At 70.0% G+C, this 20,680-nt stretch carries 19 protein-coding genes; 2 read left to right on the forward strand and 17 right to left on the reverse strand.

Annotated features, from left to right (window positions below; translation table 11 throughout):
- Positions 1 to 207 precede the first annotated feature (207 nt).
- Positions 208 to 651 carry a hypothetical protein gene (locus GAS53_RS21890; RefSeq protein WP_151479361.1) on the forward strand — a complete coding sequence of 148 codons (444 nt, stop codon included), beginning with the start codon at positions 208 to 210 and terminating at the stop codon, positions 649 to 651.
- 266 nt (positions 652 to 917) lie between these two features.
- On the opposite strand, the gene GAS53_RS21895 is transcribed toward GAS53_RS21890, so the two are convergent.
- From GAS53_RS21895 to GAS53_RS21955, 13 genes are all read right to left on the reverse strand, one after another.
- Positions 918 to 1,538: an OmpA family protein gene (locus tag GAS53_RS21895; protein WP_151479362.1), complete on the reverse strand. Its 621-nt coding sequence runs from the start codon at positions 1,536 to 1,538 to the stop codon at positions 918 to 920.
- A 2-nt stretch (positions 1,539 to 1,540) separates the two neighbouring features.
- Positions 1,541 to 2,125 carry a hypothetical protein gene (locus tag GAS53_RS21900; RefSeq protein WP_151479363.1) on the reverse strand — a complete coding sequence of 195 codons (585 nt, stop codon included), beginning with the start codon at positions 2,123 to 2,125 and terminating at the stop codon, positions 1,541 to 1,543.
- A 15-nt stretch (positions 2,126 to 2,140) separates the two neighbouring features.
- Positions 2,141 to 2,743, reverse strand: a complete 603-nt coding sequence (locus GAS53_RS21905; protein WP_192583229.1) for a pilus assembly protein TadG-related protein — start codon at positions 2,741 to 2,743, stop codon at positions 2,141 to 2,143.
- The gene (locus tag GAS53_RS21910; protein ID WP_404829264.1) at positions 2,740 to 2,982 is read right to left on the reverse strand and encodes a hypothetical protein; all 243 of its coding nucleotides are present in this window, start codon (positions 2,980 to 2,982) and stop codon (positions 2,740 to 2,742) included. The genes GAS53_RS21905 and GAS53_RS21910 overlap by 4 nt, the downstream gene beginning before the upstream one ends.
- A gap of 102 nt (positions 2,983 to 3,084) precedes the next feature.
- Positions 3,085 to 3,894 carry a response regulator transcription factor gene (locus GAS53_RS21915; protein ID WP_151479364.1) on the reverse strand — a complete coding sequence of 270 codons (810 nt, stop codon included), beginning with the start codon at positions 3,892 to 3,894 and terminating at the stop codon, positions 3,085 to 3,087.
- The gene (locus GAS53_RS21920; protein ID WP_151479365.1) at positions 3,887 to 5,332 is read right to left on the reverse strand and encodes a sensor histidine kinase; all 1,446 of its coding nucleotides are present in this window, start codon (positions 5,330 to 5,332) and stop codon (positions 3,887 to 3,889) included. Before GAS53_RS21920 ends, GAS53_RS21915 begins: the two co-directional genes overlap by 8 nt.
- Before the next feature lies 1 nt (position 5,333).
- A complete protein-coding gene (locus GAS53_RS21925) occupies positions 5,334 to 6,224 on the reverse strand; it encodes a DUF5936 domain-containing protein (protein ID WP_192583221.1) in 891 nt (296 codons plus the stop codon).
- 16 nt (positions 6,225 to 6,240) lie between these two features.
- Positions 6,241 to 7,182 (reverse strand): type II secretion system F family protein, encoded by a 942-nt coding sequence (locus GAS53_RS21930; protein ID WP_151479367.1) that lies wholly within the window; start codon positions 7,180 to 7,182, stop codon positions 6,241 to 6,243.
- A gap of 40 nt (positions 7,183 to 7,222) precedes the next feature.
- Positions 7,223 to 8,563 carry a CpaF family protein gene (locus tag GAS53_RS21935; RefSeq protein ID WP_151479368.1) on the reverse strand — a complete coding sequence of 447 codons (1,341 nt, stop codon included), beginning with the start codon at positions 8,561 to 8,563 and terminating at the stop codon, positions 7,223 to 7,225.
- A 96-nt stretch (positions 8,564 to 8,659) separates the two neighbouring features.
- Complete coding sequence (locus tag GAS53_RS21940; RefSeq protein WP_225859026.1) at positions 8,660 to 9,037, reverse strand: TadE/TadG family type IV pilus assembly protein; 378 nt, start codon at positions 9,035 to 9,037, stop codon at positions 8,660 to 8,662.
- The gene (locus GAS53_RS21945; RefSeq protein ID WP_151479369.1) at positions 9,034 to 10,653 is read right to left on the reverse strand and encodes an AAA family ATPase; all 1,620 of its coding nucleotides are present in this window, start codon (positions 10,651 to 10,653) and stop codon (positions 9,034 to 9,036) included. Before GAS53_RS21945 ends, GAS53_RS21940 begins: the two co-directional genes overlap by 4 nt.
- A 188-nt stretch (positions 10,654 to 10,841) precedes the next feature.
- Positions 10,842 to 11,555, reverse strand: a complete 714-nt coding sequence (gene cpaB, locus GAS53_RS21950) for a Flp pilus assembly protein CpaB (protein WP_151479370.1) — start codon at positions 11,553 to 11,555, stop codon at positions 10,842 to 10,844.
- Positions 11,556 to 11,731: 176 nt separating this feature from the next.
- Positions 11,732 to 12,613, reverse strand: a complete 882-nt coding sequence (locus tag GAS53_RS21955; RefSeq protein ID WP_151479371.1) for a hypothetical protein — start codon at positions 12,611 to 12,613, stop codon at positions 11,732 to 11,734.
- Positions 12,614 to 12,989: 376 nt separating this feature from the next.
- Between GAS53_RS21955 and GAS53_RS21960 the strand changes: the two genes are divergently transcribed.
- Positions 12,990 to 14,678, forward strand: a complete 1,689-nt coding sequence (locus GAS53_RS21960; RefSeq protein WP_192583222.1) for a chitinase — start codon at positions 12,990 to 12,992, stop codon at positions 14,676 to 14,678.
- Positions 14,679 to 14,738: 60 nt separating this feature from the next.
- On the opposite strand, the gene GAS53_RS21965 is transcribed toward GAS53_RS21960, so the two are convergent.
- The 4 genes from GAS53_RS21965 to GAS53_RS21980 form a co-directional block, all read right to left on the reverse strand.
- Positions 14,739 to 16,091, reverse strand: a complete 1,353-nt coding sequence (locus GAS53_RS21965; RefSeq protein WP_151479373.1) for an Nramp family divalent metal transporter — start codon at positions 16,089 to 16,091, stop codon at positions 14,739 to 14,741.
- 281 nt (positions 16,092 to 16,372) lie between these two features.
- Positions 16,373 to 16,846: an ATP-binding protein gene (locus GAS53_RS21970; protein ID WP_151479374.1), complete on the reverse strand. Its 474-nt coding sequence runs from the start codon at positions 16,844 to 16,846 to the stop codon at positions 16,373 to 16,375.
- A 112-nt stretch (positions 16,847 to 16,958) separates the two neighbouring features.
- On the reverse strand, positions 16,959 to 17,903 hold the full coding sequence (locus GAS53_RS21975) for an MEDS domain-containing protein (protein WP_151479375.1): 945 nt from the start codon (positions 17,901 to 17,903) through the stop codon (positions 16,959 to 16,961).
- A gap of 88 nt (positions 17,904 to 17,991) precedes the next feature.
- Positions 17,992 to 20,433, reverse strand: coding sequence for an ATP-binding protein (locus tag GAS53_RS21980; protein ID WP_151479376.1), 2,442 nt, complete (start codon positions 20,431 to 20,433; stop codon positions 17,992 to 17,994).
- Positions 20,434 to 20,680 lie beyond the last annotated feature (247 nt).

Consider the following 20,680-nt stretch of genomic DNA (forward strand, 5'->3'; position numbering starts at 1 on the left):
CGATCACGGCGGGCCCTTTCCCCCGCAGGCGACGTGTAGAGCGGCGGAGCACCCCTGGCGGACGGCCACTCGCCGGCCAGAGCGGGCCGAGGTCCAGGCGATGTCCCGGCCTGGGCTTTGTCGTGTCACAGTCGAGTGACCACTCTGGCCCTCGGTCCCTCGCCTACACATGATGTCCCCCGGACGTACAAGATCCAGGGGGGAATCATGCGTATCCGTACCACCACCGCAGCCATCACCGCCGTACTCGCCGTCAGCCTTGTCGGCTGCAGCAGCGACAACGGCACCGACAGCAAGGCCGACACCGCCCCGAGCAGTGCGCCTGCGGCCCCGAGTAGCGCACCTTCGGCTCCGAACACCGCGGACAGCAGTGGCACCTCCGAGGCCGACAAGGTTGTCCTGCCCGAGCCCACCGGCGACAAGCGAACTGCCGTCATCACGGCCATAAGAGACGTCGACCCCAGGCTCGTCCAAGACGAGGACAAGGCCATCGAAAAGGCGCGCTACCAGTGTGTGAACCTCGATGGCGGTGTCTCGGACACCGTCGACAGTGCAATGGAACTGTTCTCCTACAACGGCGTCACGCTGACCGATGACGACGCACGTCACCTCAACATCGGACTGCGCAAAACACTCTGTGCCGAAGCCTGATCAGCCACCGCCTCCGGCCCGGCCGCATCCGTATGCGGCCGGGCCTCGCCGTATCCGACGCGTGCATCGTCTGCGGCCCCGGCACGCACCCAGGGCCCCGGGGCTTTCTCCTGGATCGGCGCTCAGCCCATCCTCGCGTCTGGTCCGGCGCATCACCGATGAACACCGGCTGGTGTAGCTGCTCCGGGACGGCGAGTTGGTCGTCCTCCAGTCGCGTTACCAGTACGAATAGGACCGGACCTCGACCCTCGTTGGATCCTGCCGCCTCAGCCGGTCTTCGGGAACGTCACCTCCACGCGGCGGTTCTTGCGGCGGCCCTGTTCCGAGGTGTTGTCGGCGATGGGGTAGTCCTCGCTGTAGCCGCGTACCTCGAAGGTGACGTCCGGGCCCAGGTTGGCCGCGAGCTCGTCGTGGACGGCCTCCGCGCGGTTCTTGGAGAGAGTGACGCCATGGGCGTACGAGCCGAGGTTGTCGGTGAAGCCGAAGACTCGGACGTTCGTGGCTTTCTGGGCCTTGATCTCCTCCGCGATCGCCTCAATGCGGGCGCGTGCCTCCGGGTTCAGTTTTGAGCTGTCCTTCGGGAAGAGGACCTCCGCCTGGAGTGCGAACTTCACGTCCTCGTTCGTGTCCTCGCGGCGTTCCTCGCCGCCGAGGTCCTCGACGACCGACTTGATGTCCAGCACGCGCGCGGGCGCGAGCGTTGCGCCGTCGGCGAGCTTCAGGCCCGGGCTGTTCGCGTCCACTTCCGGGGGCGGGGAGGTGGTGACGCTGCCTGGCGGGGCGCTCGGGTCATCGTCGTCCGCGTGGGCCGGGGTGAGGGGGGTCAGGAAGACAAGCGTGGTGAGGGCGGTGAGGGTCGTCGCCGTGGTGCGGAGGGTGAGGCGCATGGTTACTCGCCCTCGGAGAGTTCGATGGCGGCCGGGGGCATGGTCGGTACCTGGAGCTGAACCTTGTTCGTGCCTTCCGGAGGCGCCGGGAACTGCGCGAACCAGTCGGCGGTCTGACCTTGGTCGATGCCACCCTCGAACTTCGTGCACAGGCAGCGTCCTTCGGTGTCCCTGAGGACGAAGTACTTCTTCTTACCCGCCTGGTCGACGACGCTGGCGCCTGCCATGGATCCCCCGTTTTTCTTCAGCTCCGTCTCGTCGCTCTTCCATTCACTCGCGAGCCAGATCCCGGACGTAGCGTTCGTCACCTTGCCCTGAACTGTGAGGAAGCCGCCCTCATCGCGTTCCGCGGAAGTGACCGTGAGCGTGATGCCGTTGCTCTTGACCTCGGAAAGCACCTGTTCCGGCTCGGCCTCCGCGGAATCCTTGTCCTTCTCGTCGTTCTTGGCCGGAGCGGAAGACGCCGTCTTGTCGGACTTGTCGTCGTCACCGCCCCCGCCGCAGCCGGCCACCGTGAGGACCAGCCCGGTCGTGATCGCCACAGCGGTCATTGCCCTGCGGCCCCGCATGGTGTGCCGAAAGTCCATTGGTACGGCTTCCTTTCATTCGGCCAGTTGCACAGAGAACAGCACGGATGCGTCGGGAAGGTCGTCCAAATCGAAATCTTCGGGGTCGATATCCACGCGTTTGCCGTCACAGTTCAGTTCGACGACGTCCTTGGGGTCGTCTGGCACGTCGAAGTCGCAACGCGGTCGGATGACGGCCTCGGCATCGGCCGTCGCCTGCATGCCCTCCGTGCCCGGGATGATCGAGTCCCCGACCGTGTAGTTCGTGAGGATCTGCACGCGGTAGCCGGGGTACTCGGCTGTGGTCGAGGGCCCGAACTCCGTGACGGTCGCGTCGTTTTCGGCCGCCAATGCGTCGGCCGCGGCGGCGGCTCCGTTCCCTTCGATGCCTTCAGGGTCGAGCCAGTCCAGCCAGTTGTCGTCCACACCGATGGCGCCTTCCAGGCCTTCCATCAGCTCGTCCCTGGCATCCTGGGCGGCCGCCAACGCCGCAGCGTCCGCCGCGGATTGAGCTCCGTTCCGCGCGGACGCTGCTTGGGCGAATGCGAAGAGGGCGAACGCAGCGAAGAGCAGGATCCCCGTCAGCCAGATGTAGATGGGGAGCGTCTGCCCTCGGTCGCTGCGAAGGCCGGGTGTCAGCCCCCGATGACGTCGTTGACCGCGTCGCCGATCGCCTGGGAGATCTTTCCGTCCAAGCCCAGCTGGTCGATCAAGGTGTAGATGCCGGCAATCAGAATCATCAGGCCCGCATACTCCACAAACCCGGCCCCCTGATCCCGCTCCCGCCCCCGCATCCGACCGGACACGGTCCGCGCCCACGTCCCGAAGGCCCGTTCCACGCTCATCGTTGCCCTCAGCGTCCAGTCCTTCGCCACCATGGCCCCTTCTCTCCCACCCAGAACCAACACCGTCCCGCGCACCGTACGTGAGACCCCGCCTACTCCGGGTGGGCCCAGGGACCCAACTTCGTAAGATTGGAGTCACCGGTTCCACCCCCCGTGGGCCGTGCCCAGCCAGTGGGCGATCGCTTCGCTGCGCGTGGAACTGTGCAGCTTTGCGAAGATGCGGTTGATGTGGTTCTTGACGGTCTTCTCGCTGATGAAGCACGTGGCGGCGATCTGCCGGTTGTTCATGCCGGCCGCGATGAGATCCATGACCTCCACCTCCCGTGAACTCAGCCCGAATTCCAGTCGGTTGTGGCCGCGGCGGTGGAGCCCCGCCGCGGAGGCGGGTCGAGCCTTTGACGACTGTGCCACAACTGGTTGCAGGTGCGAAGAGTTTTCGTTCGGTTCGTACGAAACACCGAGCGAATCCGAGACAGACTCCGAGAGAGGCTCCGAAACCGAGTCCGAGACCGAGTTCAAGACAGCGGCGGCCGCAGCCGCGGAGGAGGTGAAAGTGGCCCGCCCGTCACTCAAGTCACGTACGGCTGTGATCAGTTCCGCCGCCGTGAACTCGCCGTGGACGAGATAGCCGACCGCTCCGAGGCCCAAGGCCTCCGCCACCACCTCGGGTTCTCGGCTGTACGTCAGCATCATCACGGGCGCGAGTCGGGCCAGTGAGGGGAGTGCGGTCAGGCCGTCCGTGCCCGGCATGCGTACGTCCAGGAGGATCACGTCCGGGCGGTGGCGGGTCGCGGCCGCGACTGCCTCCGCGCCGTTCGATGCCTGGGCCTCGACCCGGATGTCGGGGTGCGCGTCCAGCAGGGCCGCCAGGCCCGCCCGGACGACCGGGTTGTCGTCGGCCACGAGCACTCGTAGGGGCGGGCCGGGAAGCGCCTGGTCAGGCATGTGCGGCCTCCTCGTGGGGAGAGTGTGAGGGGGGTTCGGGGAGTGGGGTTCCCGACGTTCTCAGGGGGAGGTCCACCTTGACCTCCGTGCCGCCCTGCTCGGCTCGGCGCAGCCGGATACCCGCGCCTATCGACGTCGCGCGCTCCAGCATTCCCAGCACACCGAAGTGGCCGGTTTTCGCCAGGAGTCGTACGTCATTGAGGGAATTGAGGGATCGGGAATCGAGCGATACGGGCGTTCCCGTTCCGTCGTCCCGCACGGTCAGGTGCAGTGCCGTGGCGGCCACTTCCAGGGTTACGTCCACGCATGTCGCGTCCGTCGCGTGGCGGTGCGTGTTCTCCAGTGCCTCCGAGAGGATGGACAGGAGTTGGTGGGGCGCCCCGGGAGGGAGTACGAGGTCGGGGGCCGCCCGGTAGGCGAGGGTCGCCTTGATACCCGTACGCGATTCGAAGTCCTCCGTCCTCGCCGCGAGTTCCGTGCTCAGGGATGCGGGCGGGGCCGCCAGTGCCGTGTGGCGGCGTAGGTCTGTCAGGAGGTCTCTGGACTCCGCGGCCGCTCGGCGTGCCGCGCCCGCCACAGCCGTGGCCTGGTCCTTCAGGGCACGGGGGTCCGGGTCGTGGTCGGCTGCGATCGCCAGTGCCTCGGCCGCGAGGGCCAGACCGTGCAGGGTCTTCGCCACGGAGTCGTGCATCTCGCGGGCCAGGCGGGCCCGTTCGGACTCGACGGCCTCCGCGACGGCCAGCCGGGAGTTCGCCTCCGCGAGGGCCTGGCTGGCCGTGCCGAAGCGGAACATCAGGTTGCGCAGGGTGACGCCGATGATCCCGGCCGCGATGCAGAAGCCGGCGACCAGGAGGGTGCTGACGCCGGCGCCCGGACGGTGTTCCCAAGCCCTGAAGACGGTGAGGAGGACCACGAGTTGGAGGCCGGTGAAGACGCCCGAGCCGCGCCAGCCGTACAGCAGGCCCGAGAGGAGCGGGGTGCAGACCGCCGCGTACGCGAGGGGGGAGGCGGGGGACGCGGTGAGGAGCAGTATCGCGCCGAAGACCAGGTCCACCGCCATGAGGGAGGGGTGGGCGAGGAGTCGGGGGGCGAAACGGTCCCAGTCCCTGAGCATGGCGTACGAGCCCATGACGCCCAGGACCGCGGCGGCGAGGACTCCGTAGCGGGGCAGGCCGTCCGTAGCGTTGGCCGTCGCGAAGGGGGCGCCTATCGCGATCAGGGTGAGCCGGACCGCGAATGCCTGCCGGCAGAGGGCCTGGAGGGCGTTGAGCTGGAGACGGATGCTGCCGGGCGCTGCCGCGTCGTCTGCGAAGTAGCCTGTGGCTCGCTCGAAAAAGGGGGCAGTTCGAACAGTGCCGGTCCGTTGTGGCTTGTCGCGCAGTTCCCCGCGCCCCTGGAGGGGCGCCCTCGCCCGGCCCTGTTTCCGAACCCCCGCCATCTCAACGCCCCAAAATCGAGCCGAAGTTCGTGCCCGAGCCGAGGAACATGCCCGTGGCGATGAGGATCATCGTGGCCGGGAGCATGAAGACCAGCGTGACCATCGTCGCCTTGGGGATCGTCTTGGCCGCCCGGCGCCGGGAGTTCTGCGCGTCGGTGCGGCGCATGTCCGTGGCGAGCTGGATGAGGGTGTCCGCGATCGGGGAGCCGAGTTCCTCGCCCTGCTGCAGCGCCGAGACGAACTGGGCGACCTGCTCGGAGGAGTTGCGCTTGCGGAGTTCGTCGAAGGCCTGGCGGCGGCTTACGCCCATGTCCATCTGGCGCAACGTGATCCTCAGCTCATCCGCCCACGGGCCCTCGTAGTGGTCCGCCACCCGGTCCAGGGCCTGGCGGAAGCCGAGGCCCGCCGACACCACGACCGCGAGGACGTCCAGGAAGTCGGGGAGGGTGCGGTCGATGACCTCCTTGCGTTCGCGGATGGCCTGCCAGATCAGGGCGTCGGCGGCGAGGAGGCCGAAGGCGAGGGCCATCAGGGCGAAGAGGAGCTGGTCGTTGGTGAGGAAGATCAGGAAGAGCAGGACACCGAAGATGCCGTAGACCGCCCGGCGAGCCGCGTAGCGGTTCAGGGTCAGGCCGCCGGGGTTGCCCGCCATGTCGATACGGCGGCGTTTGGCGTCGACGCGGCGGGGGCCCATCAGGCGCAGGACGAGCGGGGCGAAGCGCATGCCGAGGCGGTCGACGGCCGAGTCCGCCTTGGAGACACGGGTCGAGCCGACCTCCAGGGCGAGGGCCATGTCGCCCGGGAGCTTGGCCTCCGCGCGGTACATACGGACGCCGAGGAGGATGCCTCCGACGGCGAGGCCCGTCAGTGCGGCGAGCAGCAAGGCCAGCAACGTAATCCCCTCCTCCTCATACTTCGATCTTGCCGAGGCGGCGGATCACGAAGAAGCCGACGGTGTACAGGCCCATGGAGATCAGCACCAGGGTCTGGCCCAGCGGGGAGCCGGTCACCTTGGCCAGGGCGCCCTCGTTCGAGGAGTTGATGAGGACGAGGGAGCCGAGGCCGAGGAGCGGGACCGTGAAGGCGGTCGCGTTGACCTCGGAGAGCATCGTGCGGACCTCGCGGCGGGTTTCCTTGCGGTCCTCCAGTGTCTGGGTGAGGTTCCGCAGGGAGCTGACGACCGAGCCGCCCGCCTTGTTGGACAGGACCAGGGTAGTGACGAGGACGACGAGCTCGCGGGACGGGAGGCGTTCGGCGAGTTCACCGAGGGCATCGTCGATCGAGCGGCCCAGCATCAACTGGTCGGCCACCCGGGCCAGTTCCTCGCCCGCCGGTGCTTCGAGCTCCTCCGCCGCCATCGCCAGGGCCGTGCGCAGGGCCAGGCCCGCCGCCGCCGCGTTGGCCAGCAGCCGGGCCACGTCCGGGAGTTGATTGATGAAGGCCTCGATGCGCTTCTGGCGTTGCCAGCTGAGGAAGATCGCGGCGCTCCAGATGCCCACGAAACCCGCGATGGGGCCGAAGAAGGGGGCCAGGGTGGCGGCCGCGATCAGCCAGAGGGCAACGACCACGGCGGCGACGTACGTGAAGAACTCGCCCGCCGTCACGTCGAGTCCCGTCGCCGAGAGGCGCAGGTGGATGGTGCGGCCCAGGCGGGTGCGGCGCAGCCGGCGGTCGACGGCCGCGAAACGGCGGGCGCGCCCTGCGGCGGTGCGCAGCGGGCCACCGCCGGCCAGGCGGTCGACGAGGGCCTGGCGCTGGGCGCGGCCCGACGCGTACGTGTGCACGCCCGCGACGGCGAGTGTGCCGCACAGGACGGTGGCGCCGAGGGCGAGCAGGGCCGGGTTGTTCACGGCTCGCTCCTCTCAGTCGTGTCGGTCTTGATGGTGGGGGTCATCCGATGGCCTGCCTCGTGTTGAGTACGTCGATGGCTTCCGCGACGCCGAAGGCGGGAGGCAGCGGTTCGTTGGCGACGTACAGCTTCTCGGCGACCGGGCGGGGCAGCGGGAGGTGTTCGAAGTGGCCGTGGACGACGCGGTCGGGGCCGGTGGGGCGGGGCACGAAGCGGGTGACGGGGACGATGCGGAACTGTTCGCGGCCGTGCGAGACGAGCAGGGCGATCTCGGTGACCTTGCGGGAGCCGTCGGCGTGGCGGGTGAGCTGGACGACGACGTCGACCGCGGAGTTGATCTGGTCCTTGAGGGCCTCGAAGGGGATCTGGACTTCGGACATCGAGCCGAGGGTCTGGAGCCTCATCAGGGCGTCCTCGGCGGAGTTCGCGTGGACGGTGGCGAGCGAGCCGTCGTGGCCGGTCGACATGGCCTGGAGCATGTCGAGGGTTTCGCCGCCGCGGACCTCACCGACGATGATGCGGTCGGGGCGCATACGGAGGGAGTTGCGGACCAGGTCGCGGATGGTGATCTGGCCCTTGCCCTCCACGTTCGGGGGCCGGGATTCGAGGCGGATCACGTGCTCCTGCTGGAGCTGGAGTTCGGCGGAGTCCTCGATGGTGATGATGCGCTCGTGGGACGGGATGAGGCCGGAGAGTGCGTTGAGGAGCGTGGTCTTTCCGGTGCCCGTACCGCCGCTGACGATGACGTTGAAGCGGGCGCGGACGAACGCGGCGAGCAGCATGAGCATCTGCTCGTCCAGCGATCCCAGGCCGATCAGCTCCGGGAGGGTGTACGCACGCGGGAAGCGGCGGATCGTCAGGGTCGGGCCGGTGAGGGCGAGCGGCGGGATGATGACATTGACGCGCTCGCCGGTGGGGAGGCGGGCGTCGACCATCGGGTTCGACTCGTCCACGCGGCGGTTGACGGTCGAGACGATGCGCTCGATGGTCTGCATCAGCTGCTCGTTGGAGGCGAACCGGAGCGGGAGCTGCTCCACGCGTCCGGCCCGCTCGACGAAGATCGAGTCCGGGCCGTTGACCATGATCTCGGTGATCGACGCGTCGGCGAGGAGCGGTTCCAGGACGCCCAGGCCGAGGGCCTCGTCGACGACGCGGCGGATCAGCTGGGAGCGCTCGGAGGACGACAGGACCGGGCCCTCGCGGCTGATGATGTGCCCGAGCACGCGCTCCAGGCGCAGGCGCCGCTCGGCCGCCGCGAGGCTCGACATCTCGGCGAGGTCGATCTCTTCGAGCAGCTTGGCACGGTAGACGGCGACGAGGTGTCCGTCCTCGCGGCCGGATCCGCCCTCTTCGGGGGCGGCGATACGGGCCCTGAGGCTCATGTCTTCAACTCCCTTCCGGGGGAGGGTCGTTCGGTACCAGGCGCTCCGCTGCGGTACAGCACCGGACTTCACCTACTCCGCTTGGTCGTCATCGTCCTAGCCGTCATCGTCGTTGGGCATCGTGGCCTTCTTCTCCACTTGCCAGCCCTCCCCCACGAACGGGATGAGGAGCGGGACCTGCACGGTCACGGTGGCGGTGGTCATGTCTCCCCCTCCCTTGGGTGCGGATACCTTCGCGTCGAGCCAGTCGCTCATGGCGGCGTACCCCGCCGCCTCGCCCGCGCCGTCCTGCGAGGCCACCCTCGCGGCGGCACGCGCGCCGGACCCGGCCTGGTTCGCGGCGTATCCGATGAGTCCCAGCTGAATGGCGGCCATCCCGACGAGAAGGAGGATGGGCAGGAAACCGGCGAACTCCAGCATGGAGACGCCTCGGTCGTCCCGCGCCTTCCTCCACAGCTTCCGGAGCACGCTCATTCGTCGTCCTCCCCCTCTATGGCCGCTCCCGCCTCGCCGTCGACCCGCCAGCCCGCGTCGAAGCCCGGGAAGAACAGCGGGACCTCGGCTATGACGTCGGCCTTCCAGACGTCGCCCTCCCGGTTGCAGTCGATTGCGGCTCCCTGCCAGGCGTCCGGGAGGTGCTCCTTGCCCGCGGCCGCGCAGGCCCCCTGGGGGTCGGCGCCTGCCGCGTGCGCCGCCGTGGCGGCCCTGGCCGCCTCGTCCGCCGCATTCCCCGCCAGGGAATACGTGTAGCCGTACAGCACGCACTGCCACAGGATCGTCATCACGACCAGCAGGATCGGGAACATCCCGGCGAACTCGAGGGTGACCGCTCCCCGGTCGCCTCCCTTGCGGCGGAGGGCGAGGGCCCCGCGGTCCGACGATGCCTTACGGCGTCTGCCGCCACCGCCGCTCTCCTGCGCGACCACCAGGCCGATCTCCCCCGCCAGCCCCCAGAGCGCCTGCTTGACCGTCGACTTGCTGTCCAGGTCCTGCATCCGGCCCGCGTCCACGGCCGACTGGAGCTCTTTGAAGGCGGCCGGGACCGTGGAGCGGGCGACCTTGGTGCCGGTGACGCGTTCGACGAGGGACGGCTGTATCTCCGTACCGCGGGAGAAGCGGTTGACGACGGTCAGGGTCTCCTCGGCCTTGCGGATCTGGAGGCGGTCCCACATGCGGACCATGCGTTTGGCGGCGCGGACGGCGACCACGTCGGGGGTGACAAGGAGCAGGGCCTGATCGGCGAGCTCCACGGCGGCCGCGTTCGCCGCGTTCAGCTGGGCGCCGCAGTCGACGACCACGACTTCGTAACGGGAGCGCAGGGCCTGCAGGACCTGGCGGGCCACCCGGTCGGTGATCTCCTCGCCGCGTTCGCCTTCGGCGGGGGCGAGGAGGAGTCCGAGTCCGGTGTCGTGGGTGTAGACGGCGTCCTGGAGTACACGGGGGTTGATGTCGCTGATCCCGGCGAGGTCGGCGATGGAGCGGCGGAACTGGACGTCGAGGTACGAGGCCACGTCCCCCGACTGGAGGTCCAGGTCGAGCAGGGCGACGGAACGGCCCGACGCCTGGGCGGCCAGGGCGAGTTGGACGGCGGCGACCGTCGCGCCGACGCCCCCCTTGGCTCCGGTCACCGTGACGACCGAGCCGCCGGGGCCCGCGTACAACTCGGGCGTACCGCTGCCGAGATGGCGCCGCATGCCCGTGGACCAGGCGGCTGCCGCCTGGACGCGCTCGGCGAGGGCGTCGTACCCGAGGGGCAGGCCGATGATGCCGCGGGCGCCCGAGTCCATGGCGGCGGTCAGCACGTTGGTGCTGGTGTCGGCGGTGATGAGGACGACACCGACGGCCGGGAAGCGCATCACCAGGTCGCGGATGACGTCCAGCGCGGGCATCGGGCCGATCCGCTCGTGGACCAGGACGACTTCGGGCAGCTCGTCCAGGGACTCGGCGGCAAGGCGGGCCAGCGTGTCCAGCAGGGCCGTGGTGTCCGCGACGGGCGGCGCTGGTTCGGCGTCGGCGAGCTGGCTCAGGAGCGTGGTGAGCGCGCGGGCCGAGTCGATGTCGCCGACGGCGGGGAGGATGCGGATGGTCATCGGCCGGTTCCTCGGTTTGGCCCAAGCGGCCTTGGTGAAGTCCGGTGCGGTACCGCGCCCCGTGAGGGGCGCGGGGCCGCGACATATGCGGCTCCGCCGCGCGGGCGCGACCAGCCCCCACCGGCCCGCGGGGTCATCACCGCGCCTCCAGCGGAGCGCTTAGTGGGGGCTGAGCGCATCAGGGCCTCCTACTTGTCCTCGTCGAGGGTGTACGTGCGGTCGCCGGGGGCGACGGTGGCGTCGGCGCCGTCCGCGACCAGGGCGAGGCGGACGTGTTCGGCGAACGACTCGGCGTACGCGACGCGTTGGGCGTTCGCGGTGTCGAGGGCGAAGGTGATCGGGACGGCCTCGTTCGCGGTGCGGCGGCGGTCGTTGCTGGACTGGCCGGGGTCGAGCGCGGTCAGTTTGCCGACGTCGATGACGCGGGCATTCTCGACGATGACCTTCGACTGGTCCTTGCCGTTGTCGGTCTCGTCCTTGAACGTGGCGTAGATGTTGACCCGGGAGCCCGGGTTGATCTTGCCGGCCACACCGGTCGCCGCGTCGATCAGGATCGCGATCTCCTGCTGGCCCGGCTCCAGCGAGGGCCGGTCCACGATCATGTCCGTCTGGAGCAGCGAGCCCTTCTCCAGCTGGGTGACGGCGATCTTGCCGCGGATCTGGGAGAGGCTGGTGACGGCGGTGGACGACAGCCACCGCTCGGGCATCGAGACCTTCTCGAACTGGTCGGCCGTCAGCTCCTTGTAGGGCGCGATATCGCCCTTCAGCCGGTACGCCGCGACCTCGGGGCCGACCTTCGAGTTCACGTCGCGGATCACCGAGAGCACTCCGGCGAAGGCGCCCAGGGCGCACAGGACCGAGAGGACCAGCAGGATGACGCCGCGGCGCTGGCGTGAGTTCATGACGCGGACAACCTCGATCGGGGGGTGGGGACAGCGGGGTCGAGCGGTCGTACCTGGATTTTCGTGCCTGGTGCTTCGTGCCTGGTATTACGTGCCTGTTGTGCACCGTTATTCAGGTGTACGTACATGACGTGCGGGACGTGCACGGCTTGCGCGTTTTACGTGGCTTACGTGGCTTACGTGGCACCCCGGGGAAGGGCGCGTACCGAAGAGGCTGCCCGCACGGTGGCGTTCGGAAGCTCCCGTGACGAGGGTGGTGGCAACGGCGCCGCACAGAACCCGCAGCGGTCACCGATGAGCTCGAGCCCGCACCAGTGGCACTCCTCGCGCCGTACGGACGAGACCAGCTGGTACAGCACGGACACGTCGTACAGACCGGCGGCGAACTCGGCGAGCTTGCCCGTGCCCCACCAGCGCGTGGACTCGGCGGGCAGCGGTACGGTCGCGACACCCTGGACGCGCCAGGCGGGCGCGAGCGTCGTGACGAGCCAGTCGGAGGGCAGTTGCCCGGGCGCGACGAGCAGCCGCGTCCCGAACTCGGGCCCGGTCAGCTCCTCGTGGCCGACGCGCACCAACTGGGGCCGCGGATTGGCCAGTACGGCGAACTGGGCTCCCGGCACCCACGACTTGGCGTGGGACTTCAGGGACACGGGGATGCGGTCCAGCTTGGCGACGGAGCCGAGCAGGGCGCCCGCGTAGATGTAGTGGGCGAGGAGCCGGGCGGAGGAGGCAAGCACGCCGGGGCTGAAGTCGCAGACGGAGAGCTGGCGCAACTGCTGTGCGAGCAGGGCGAGTCCGAGCGGCGGCAGATCGATTCCGAGCAGGGCGATGCGGTCGCTCTCCAGGACGGAACGAACGGCGTGCAGCCGCCGGGTGACGTCGTCGGGGGTCGAGGCCGGGTACAGCGCGATCACGTACCCGTGCTGCTCGATGAGCGCGTGCATCCCGGTGAGGGAGCTTTCGAGGCTTTCGAGGGGCTGGACGGCGGCGGGCGGGGTCTGCCGGTCGTGCGGTGGGAGCACCAGATCGGAACTGGTGACGGCTATCGCGGTCGGCACGCTGCACACCACCCCGTTCACTGCGGCGGGGTGGTCAACCACCGCCTCAGATCGCCCCTGATATCGCCATGAAACCTTCACAGAAGAACGCACATTGTCACTGTGGCGCCCTTCTGCATCTGCACCTTATCCACGGCATGGGCCGCTCAACACCGGATCCGCGAGATCACCTCACACAAGGTGCGTACTTGATCCACACAGAGTAAGGCGCATATGCCTCAAGTCGACGAGGCGACAGGGGCGTTGGGCTTCGCCAGAGGTCTTGACAACCGGATTGGTCTGGACCAGCTTGGACGTCCAGCGGTGGCCACCGTCCTCATGCCTTCTCCCCACCATCACTCCCCCACCGGAGGCCCCAGTGGACCGCGTACCAGGCATGCCCAGACGCAGACGGACCTGGGCGGGAGCCCTCGCCGGCGTGCTCGCCGCGTCCGTCCTCTCCCTCGCCGGAGCCGGCCCGGCCTCGGCCGCCGACGTCAACAACACCAAGAACGCCGGCTACGAGTCGGGCCTCGCCAACTGGACCTGCTCGGCGGGCAGCGGCGCCACCGTCTCCTCGCCGGTGCACGGCGGTACGGCCGCCCTGAAGGCCACGCCCGCCGGGCAGGACAACGCCAGGTGCACGCAGACCGTGGCGGTCAGGCCCAACTCGACGTACACGCTGAGCGCCTGGGTGCAGGGCGGGTACGCCTACCTGGGCGCGAGCGGCACCGGTACGACGGACGTGTCGACGTGGACCCCGGACTCCTCCTCCTGGAAGCAGCTGACGACGTCCTTCACGACGGGCGCGAACACGACGTCCGTGACCGTCTACACGCACGGTTGGTACGGGCAGGCGGCCTACTTCGCCGACGACGTGTCCGTGTTCGGGCCCGACGGGGGCGGAGGCGGCGACCCCGACCCGGTGGTCCCGTCGACGCCCGCCGGTCTGAACGTGGCGTCCACGACCTCCTCCTCCGTCTCCCTCGCCTGGAACACGGTGTCGGGCGCGACCGGCTACAACGTCTACCGCGGCGGTACGAAGGTCCTCGCGGTGAGCGGCACTTCGGCCACGGTCTCGGGCCTCGCCGCCTCGACCTCGTACTCCTTCCAGGTCAGCGCGACGAACGCGGCCGGTGAGTCGGCGAAGTCGACGGCGGTCACCGGGACGACCAGGGCGTCGACCGGCGGCGGGACCGCGCTGCCCAAGCACGCGGTGACCGGCTACTGGCAGAACTTCAACAACGGGGCGGCCGTCCAGAAGATCTCCGACGTCCAGTCCCAGTACGACATCATCGCGGTGGCCTTCGCCGACGCCACGACCACGCCCGGCGCGGTGACCTTCAACCTCGACTCGGCCGGGCTCGGCGGCTACACCGTCGACCAGTTCAAGGCGGACATCAGGGCCAAGCAGGCCGCGGGCAAGAAGGTGATCGTCTCGGTCGGCGGCGAACGCGGCACGGTGTCGGTGAACGACGCCACCTCGGCGACGAACTTCGCCAACTCCGTCTACTCGCTGATGCAGACGTACGGCTTCGACGGCGTCGACATCGATCTGGAGAACGGCCTGAACGCGACGTACATGACGCAGGCGCTCAGGTCCCTGTCCTCGAAGGCGGGCTCGTCGCTGATCATCACGATGGCCCCGCAGACGATCGACATGCAGTCCACGTCGAACTCCTACTTCCAGACGGCCCTGAACATCAAGGACATCCTCACGGTCGTCAACATGCAGTACTACAACAGCGGTTCGATGCTCGGCTGCGACGGCAAGGTGTACTCACAGGGCTCGGTGGACTTTCTGACGGCCCTCGCCTGCATCCAGCTGCAGGGCGGCCTCGCCCCGTCCCAGGTGGGCCTCGGCCTGCCGGCCTCGACGCGGGGCGCGGGCAGCGGCTATGTCTCCCCGACGATCGTGAACAACGCCCTGGACTGCCTGGCCAAGGGCACGAACTGCGGTTCCTTCAAGCCGTCCAGGACCTACCCGGACCTGCGCGGCGCGATGACCTGGTCGACGAACTGGGACGCGACGGCGGGCAACGCCTGGTCGAACGCGGTGGGCCCGCACGTGCACGGGCTGCCGTAGAGCGCGGGCGCGTAGGAGAAGCCGGCCCTGGTCGGGGCGGAGGAACGAGCGGAGGAACGGTCAGAAGAACTCCGACCAGGGCTGGTCCCAGATCTGCTTCACGCACAGGACGACGAAGAGCAGGCCCGCGATCGTCAGCATGGCGTTGCTGAGGAGTCCGCTGCGCCATTCCGCGGGCGTGCGGGCGGAGTTGAGGAGCCAGACCAGGGTGAGGGCGAGGAAGGGGAGGAAGGCCGCGCCCAGGACTCCGTACAGGATGATCAGGCGGAAGGGCTGGCCCTCGAAGAGGAGGACCATCGGCGGGAAGGTCAGCCACAGCAGGTACGCCCGGAACGGCCACGACTTCTCGCGGGCGCCGGAGGCCACCTCCTCGGCGGACGTCACCTTCTCGCCCGTCGCCCGGTCGGCCCGGTCCTTGCGGTAGCGCTCCACGAAGTCCGCGAACATCAGGCTCACGCCGTGCCAGACGCCGATGAGCGAGGTGAAGGACGTGGCGAAGAAGCCGATCAGGAAGAACTTGGCGGTCGCCGTGCCGTACTCGTCCTCCAGGATGTCGCCGAGCTGGATCAGGCCCTTGTCGCCGCTCGCGATGGCGACGTTGGCGGAGTGGAGGAGCTCGGCGCCGACGAAGAGCATGGCGACGACGAAGATGCCGGTGGTGGCGTACGCGACGCGGTTGTCGAGGCGCATCACCTTCATCCAGCCGGTGTTCGTCCAGCCCTTCGCGTTGACCCAGTAGCCGTACGCGGCAAGGGTGATGGTGCCACCGACGCCGCCGATCAGGCCGAGCGTGTTGAGGATCGAGTCCTTCTCGTCGGGGAGGACGGGGAGCAGGCCCGCGAAGGCGTCGCCCAGGTTCGGGGTGACGCGGATGGCCAGGTAGACCGTGACCACGAACATGACGCCCACCAGGACCGTCATGACCTTCTCGAACACCGCGTACTTGTTGAACCAGACGAAGACCAGGCCGACCAGACCGGTCAGGATGCCCCACCACTTGAGGTCCATGACGTCCGGGAAGAGCGCCTGGAGGGGCAGGCCCGACGAGGACATCGCGGCCGCGCCGTAGACGAAGCCCCAGATCACGACGTACACGACGAAGAACCAAGACGTCCAGCGGCCCAGGCTCGCCCAGCCGTCGAAGAGGGTGCGGCCGGTGGACAGGTGCCAGCGGCCCGCCGCCTCGGCGAGGGAGATCTTGACGACGCAGCCGATCACGGCGGCCCAGAGCAGGGTGTAGCCGAAGTTCGAGCCCGCGATGAGCGTGGCGACGAGGTCGCCCGCGCCGACGCCCGTCGCGGCGACCACGATGCCGGGCCCGATGTATTTCCAACTGGACTTGCGAGGGCTGGAGATGGCCTCCCCGGTCGCCGTGCTGCCCGCATTACCCGCGTTATCCGTGGTGTCCGCCATGCCGATCAAGAAAGCGCAAAGGGAACGAGGGCACAAGGGGGCGTGCGGCGATCGCCACTCGATGTGCACAGCGGGGGAACGGGCGTTCGAGCCTCGCTGCGAGCGCGTGAACGGGCCCCGGCGGCTGGGCGTGCCGCCGGGGCCCGGGCTGTGGTTCCGGAGACGGACAACGGACCGCCTAGGGGCGCGGGGAACTGCGCGACCAGCCACGACGAACCCGCAGACGGGGGACGGCCCCAGCGGCTGGGCGTGCCGCCGGGACCGCCCGACCCAGCGGAGCGCTACGGCTGTCGCCGACCACAGCCGTCGGACCCGCACGTGCCGAGCTCGAACCAGACGGTCTTGCCCGGCCCGTCCTGGCGGCAGCCCCAGCGCCGTGCGAACGCATCCACCAGGAACATCCCGCGGCCGCTCTCCGCGGTGCCCGCCTCGAGCACCTCGGGGAGGCGGCGGCTGGCGTCGGAGACCTCGCAGCGCAGAACGCCGTGCGCCGCCCAGAGGGTGAGGCGGAAGCGGCTCTTCGCGTGTATCAGGGCGTTGGTGACGAGTTCGCTGACCAGGAGCTCCGCCGTGTCGCTCTGTTCCACGAGCCCCCAGCCCTCCAGCTGCCGCCGGACCTCCGCGCGGGCCTCGGCCGCCGCCTCGGGACGGGGGTCGTACACGACGCTCAAGTGGCCTGCGCCCAACGGTGGTTGGGGGTAGCAGTGGTATGCGGCGTCGGGATCCGGAAGGTGTCCTCCGGAGAGTTCCAGCATGTCTCCAGGGTCGGCTCCCCGCGGCTCGTGGACACGGGGAGGACTACCTGAATGCGTACCTGAATACGTGTGTACGTATCTGTCGGTGTCCCTGTCCTGCCGGATCCCGGCCTCACCCGTACTGGATGCGGATCAGCGAGCCGCTGTCCGGCTCCGCGTCCCGGATGTCGACGTACGCGCAGACCTGGCGGGTGAACCACAGTCCCTGGCCGGGTGCCGGGCCCTCGGCCGACGGTGGGACGAAGCCGGCGAGCGGGTCGGCGATGCGCTCGTGGACGCGCAGCTCGCAGACGCAGGCGGGCGCCTCGCCCCACAGGAGGACGTCCGGGAGCAGGGACTCGGGGAGCGGGGACCGCATGAACGGGGCCGCCGCCTCGGTGACCGCCGTCGCGAACAGCTCCGCGTCCGCGGGGGCGAGTCCGCGCGCCCCGGCCCGCTCGCGGAGGATTCCGCGGTCGGGTGCGGTGAGGCGCTCGGCATCGGGCGGGGGCAGAGGCAGAGGTACGGAGTCCAACTCGCCGACCAGGCGGGCCGGTTGCTCGTACACCGGGGTGTCGGGGTGGGCGCGGCGGGCGGCGTCGACGATGGCGGGGCCCGCGGTGCGGGTGTCGTACGCGCACAGGGCGGTCGTGGCGAACGGCGCGAAGAGGAGGTTGGCGAGCGACTCGTAGCGGATCCACTCGGTGGTCTCGCGGGCCGAACTGCCGGCCCGGCCCGCCCAGTGCGGCTCCATGAGGAGGTGGATACGGCCGCCGGGTCCCGCGTTCGCGGCGAGGTAACCGGCGCTCTGGGCAACGGCGTTGGCGGCCGAGCCCGCGTACCACTCGGTGTGCGGGATGCACGTGATGCCCTTGGCGTCCGTGCCGAGCGCGTCGCGCAGGAGGGCGAGTTTGCCGGGGTCCGCGATGGCGACGGGGGGCGGCTCGTTCGGTGCGGCGAGACCTTCCGCGAGGAAGGGGAGTGCGGCCGCCACGAACGCGTCGTCGGAGCCGAAGACGGCCATCCGGTGGTCGAACGCCCCCTGGGGCGTGGCTGGTTGGGCGGGTTGGGTAGTCACGATGGTTCCCCTTCTGTCGTACTACCTGGCTGTGGGTGGGCCTTTCGCAGGGCCACGGGGCCACGGGGCCACCGCGCGCGGAGACGGCTCAGCGGCGCGCGGAGACCCACGCGGCGATCTGGCTGCGTTTGCTGAAGCCGAGCTTGCCGAGGATGCGTTCCACGTGGCCTTCGGCGGTGCGCCGGGCGATCACCAGCCGGTCGGCGATCTGCTGGTTGGCGAGCCCTTCGGCGACGAGCTCGGCGACCTCTTTCTCCCGCGGGGTGAGCGAAGCGAGACGGGGGTCCCCCCGGACGGAGTCCGGTGGAGGGTTCCCGTCGGCCCCGCGGGGGCCGGGGACGGCCGGCCTCTCGGGTTCCTGGAGGGCGTACGACACGATCCCCGCAAGGCCTAGCCCGCCGCCGCGCCGGTACGCCCGCTCGAAGTCCCCCGGTCCGACGGCCTCCCGTACCCGCGTCTCGCTCTCGCGGCGCGCGGAGTTGTACGTCGTGGAGCCGAAGCGGTTGCTGTCGATGCCGGCCCAGACGCGGTCGGCGCCGCCGAGCAGGACGGCGGCGCGTTCGTGGGCGTCGCGGGCGGCGGTGATGACCACCAGCAGGTCGAGGGTGAGACCGATGCCGATGACGTCGTGCACGGCGAGTTTGCGGCGCAGGGCCTCGCGGGCGTGCGGCTCCGCGCGGTGCCACTCCTTCTTCTCCGTGTACGCGAGGGCGAGGACGCGCAGGACGTACGAGCGGACCCATTCCTCGCCGTGCTCCTCGCAGACGAGGTGGGCCTTCTCGCAGACCTGGACGGCGCGGTCGGTGTGGCCCAGGAAGGCGAGGCTGGCGGCGAGTTCGACCTGGTCGAGGACGGTGAGGCTGGGGAGCTGGCCCTCGACGGGGTTGCGGGCGACGGCGGCCTCGTAGTGCTCGAGGGCGGCCGGGAGGTCGTCGCCGAACAGGGCCATCAGGCCCAGCAGGTACTCGGCGTGGGCGACCTCGGCCGGGTCGCCGAGGCGGCGGGCGAGAGCTCGGGCGTCCTCGGCGCGGTGGCGGCCCCGGGTGAGGTCCTCGGGGCAGCCGGCGAGCAGGCCCGCGACCCAGAGTGCCCTGGCGCGCTCGTGGGTGGGTTCGGGGTGCGCGTCGAGTGCGCGGTCGAGCCAGTACCGGCCCTCGCGGGGTGCTCCGCAGGCGTGCCAGTAGAACCAGAGGGTTCCGGCGAGCCTGAGGCCGGCCCGGACCTCGCCGGGCACGGTGAGGCTGAACTCCAGGGCGGCCCGCAGGTTGTCCTGGTCGGCCCGCAGCCGGGCCACGATCTCCCGCTGCCCCGGCCCGAACCACCTCCGCTCACACTCCCCCGCCACCTCCTGGAACCGGTCCCGATGCCGCCGCCGCGCGGCCGCCTCTGCCCCGGGGTCCTGCCGCAACTTCTCGAGCCCGTAGTGCCGGAGGGTGTCGAGCAGCCGATACCTGACGGCGCCGGCCCCGCCTTCCCTGCACAGCACGGACTTGTCGACTAGCCCGGCGACGGCTTCGAGGACGTCCTGGGGGTGCACCGCCCCGCTCTCGCGCTCCCCCTCCCCTGCGTCCGGACACGGACACGGACCCGGCTGCGGATCCGCAGCTGCATCCGCAGCCGTGCTCGTGTCCGTGTCCGCGCACACCGCCTCCGCCGCGTCCAGGTCGAAGCTCCCCGCGAACACCGAAGCCCGCGCCCACACCGACTGCTCCTTCTCCGTGCAGAGTTCGTGGCTCCAGTCGACCGCCGCGCGCAGTGTCTGGTGGCGGGGCAGGACGGCGGGGCTGCCGGTGGTGAGGAGGCGGTAGCGGTCGTCCAGGCGGGCGACCAGCTGCTCGACGCCGAGGACACGCATACGGACGGCCGCGAGCTCGATGGCGAGGGGCAGGCCGTCGAGTCGGCGGCAGAGGCGGGCCACGGCGGCGCGGTTGTCGGGGGTGAGTTCGAAGCCGGGGACGACGGCGGCGGCCCGGTCGGCGAAGAGCGCCAGGGCCGGGTACGTGGCGGCCGACAGATCCGAGTCCGGGTCGGGCACCGGCAGGGGGCGTACCTCCAGGAGGTGTTCCTCCGTGAGGGCGAGGCGGTGGCGGCTCGTCGCGAGGACGCGGACACCCGTCGTGCCGTGCAGCAGCGCGGCCGCCAACTCCGCGCAGGCGGACAGCAGATGCTCGCAGTTGTCGAGGACGAGGAGCAGCCGGCGGTCGCGTACCTGCTCGACCAGCGCGTCGAGCGGCGGCTGGTCGGAGTGGTCGTGCAGACCGAGCGCGTCGCCGGCCGCGAGCGGTACGAGTGCCGGGTCGTGCAGCCCGGCCAGGTGCACGAAGCGCACACCGTCCGGGAACGCCCGCTCGACACGCGCGGCGATCCGCCCGGCCAGCCGCGTCTTGCCGACGCCGCCGGGCCCGGTCAGGGTGACCAGTCGTGCGGTGGCCAACAACCGTCGCCCCTCGGCCAGTTCGTCCCGCCGGTCGACGAAGCTGGTCGTCTCGACCGGCGGCTGATGGTCCCTTCGCGGCGCTGATCCGCCCATGATCAGCCAGTCCTCTGGGGTATGAGCCGGAGCCGGAGTACGGGGCTCCTCTTGCGCGGGTCCCCACTCTCCCGGCTGCGCCGCGGTTTCGCACGCGCGATTCACACCCGTGGGTGCACTTTGCCGGGGACTGCGCCGCGGTGTACGGGGCCGCGTACACTGCCGGGCTGCATATATGCAGAACGCCCAGCGTGTGCGCTCCGCTTGGGGGGCGGATTTGTCTGCGGGTCCGGTGGGGGCTTGTCGC

The organism is Streptomyces albicerus (genome assembly GCF_008905045.1).
In the GTDB taxonomy this organism is placed as follows: Bacteria; Actinomycetota; Actinomycetes; order Streptomycetales; family Streptomycetaceae; genus Streptomyces; species Streptomyces albicerus.

Excerpts from the sequence above, each read along its gene's own strand:
- cpaB (WP_151479370.1), bottom strand. The coding sequence starts at position 11,555 with ATGAACTCACGCCAGCGCCGCGGCGTCATCCTGCTGGTCCTCTCGGTC.
- GAS53_RS21890 (WP_151479361.1), top strand. The coding sequence starts at position 208 with ATGCGTATCCGTACCACCACCGCAGCCATCACCGCCGTACTCGCCGTC.
- GAS53_RS21895 (WP_151479362.1), bottom strand. The coding sequence starts at position 1,538 with ATGCGCCTCACCCTCCGCACCACGGCGACGACCCTCACCGCCCTCACC.
- GAS53_RS21945 (WP_151479369.1), bottom strand. The coding sequence starts at position 10,653 with ATGACCATCCGCATCCTCCCCGCCGTCGGCGACATCGACTCGGCCCGC.
- GAS53_RS21915 (WP_151479364.1), bottom strand. The coding sequence starts at position 3,894 with ATGCCTGACCAGGCGCTTCCCGGCCCGCCCCTACGAGTGCTCGTGGCC.
- GAS53_RS21920 (WP_151479365.1), bottom strand. The coding sequence starts at position 5,332 with ATGGCGGGGGTTCGGAAACAGGGCCGGGCGAGGGCGCCCCTCCAGGGG.
- GAS53_RS21900 (WP_151479363.1), bottom strand. The coding sequence starts at position 2,125 with ATGGACTTTCGGCACACCATGCGGGGCCGCAGGGCAATGACCGCTGTG.
- GAS53_RS21910 (WP_404829264.1), bottom strand. The coding sequence starts at position 2,982 with ATGGTGGCGAAGGACTGGACGCTGAGGGCAACGATGAGCGTGGAACGG.
- GAS53_RS21980 (WP_151479376.1), bottom strand. The coding sequence starts at position 20,433 with ATGGGCGGATCAGCGCCGCGAAGGGACCATCAGCCGCCGGTCGAGACG.
- GAS53_RS21935 (WP_151479368.1), bottom strand. The coding sequence starts at position 8,563 with ATGAGCCTCAGGGCCCGTATCGCCGCCCCCGAAGAGGGCGGATCCGGC.
- GAS53_RS21970 (WP_151479374.1), bottom strand. The coding sequence starts at position 16,846 with ATGCTGGAACTCTCCGGAGGACACCTTCCGGATCCCGACGCCGCATAC.
- GAS53_RS21960 (WP_192583222.1), top strand. The coding sequence starts at position 12,990 with ATGCCCAGACGCAGACGGACCTGGGCGGGAGCCCTCGCCGGCGTGCTC.
- GAS53_RS21940 (WP_225859026.1), bottom strand. The coding sequence starts at position 9,037 with ATGAGCGTGCTCCGGAAGCTGTGGAGGAAGGCGCGGGACGACCGAGGC.
- GAS53_RS21965 (WP_151479373.1), bottom strand. The coding sequence starts at position 16,091 with ATGGCGGACACCACGGATAACGCGGGTAATGCGGGCAGCACGGCGACC.